We start from the raw sequence: 1,538 nt of genomic DNA, 5'->3' as shown, positions 1-1,538 counted from the left end.
GTGGCCGCGCCGGTCACCGGCGCGGCGGCGGCTAGCGGCGAGCTGCATGTTAGCGAGCAATGGTGTCAGAGCAGCGGCGACGGCAGTGAGGAGCGGCCGTTCTGCACAATCTCCGAGGCGGCTTCGGTGGCCGGCCCGGGCCAGACGGTTCTGGTGCACCCGGGGGAGTACCAGGAGAACGTCCGGTTCACCCGTTCCGGCACCGAGTCGGCGCCGATCATCTTCCGCGCGGTCAACGTCAACTGGCAGATGGCGCGGGTGGGCAGGTACAACACCGCGGCGGTCAGCGGGACCATCCTCGACCTCACTGGCGTACACGACGTGACGGTGGAGGGCTTGGTCGTTTTCGGGGCCCCCTACGCCGACGTCGTCACGGTGCGGGATTCCCAGCGAGTCCGCCTCGACAAGCTGACCGTCGAGACCGGCGCCTACGGCCCCAACGGGGTACGGATCAGCGGTGTGTCGAACCGGGTGACGCTGAGCCGTACCTTCGTCTACAACACGCACGGCGCGTCCGTGGCCATCGAGCCGGGCGTCACCGACACGACGGTCACCGGGAACCAGCTCGACTACTCCGGACTGGCGGCAGCGGACGCTCCACGGATCACGATCACCGGCAACACCTTCCATGTCGAGTGCCGGCAGGGCATTCAACTGGCCGGGCGTTCACCGGGTGCCTCGATCCGCAACAACATCGTCGTCACGACCCGCCGGCGCCATGTCTGCACAACTCCGGCGGACGCCGTCGGCATTCGGGTGTCCGCCGAGTCGGCGGCGGGCAGCAGCACCGACTACAACCTGTTCGACCCGACCAGCGGTGGGGTGCCCTACACCTGGGCGGGCATCGATCACCCGACCCTCGCCTCGTTCGTCGCGGCGACCGGGCAGGGCACCCACGACCTCTCGGCCGATCCGAAGATCGCCTGGGTGAGCGGAATGGACCGGGGTTACCTCGAGACCGGGGACGGCTCGCCCGCACGGGACTCGGCTGACGCGAACGCCCCCGGTGGCCTGGACACCGACATGCTCGGCGGGTCGTTCGCCGACGATCCAGCCGTCGCGAACACCGGCACCGGCAGCGGATACCGCGACCGGGGCGCGGTAGAGGCTCGGGGCCCGGTCACCCAGGACCCGCTACTCGTCGAGCGCAAGGTCGGCGCCGGCCCGTTCGACGTGGTCGCCCGGTCGGGTGCGCACTCCGCCTGGCCCGTCGAGCGGGAGCGGTCCCAGTACGCCTACTACCTGACCGGTCAGCGGTTCTGGCGGGTCACCGACTCCGCGACCGCCGAGTACACGCTGCGGCGAGCCGGTGACGCCTGCGTGCAGGTGCAGGTGTCCCAGACCGATTTCCGACTGCCCAAGGAGTACGAAGGACCTGTCTGCACCCAGGTTGGCGCGCGTTACGTACCGATCCCTCCGACCCGGGTGCTGGACACCCGGGCACCGATCGGTGTGTCCACTGCCGGGCCGGTGGCGGGCTTCGGAATGATCGAACTGCCGATCGGCATCATCGGCGGTGTCCGGGACACGGACATCAG

Annotated in this window: 1 protein-coding gene; it reads left to right on the top strand. The window is 69.6% G+C overall.

What is annotated here, in order from left to right:
- Window positions 1-126: 126 nt before the first annotated feature.
- A partial coding sequence (locus tag ACWCO3_RS34525) for a right-handed parallel beta-helix repeat-containing protein (protein ID WP_450014198.1) occupies window positions 127-1,538 on the top strand: 1,412 nt, incomplete at its 3' end.

The organism is Micromonospora sp. NPDC002411, from assembly GCF_053592955.1.
This window is presented reverse-complemented; position numbering and strand designations above follow the sequence as displayed.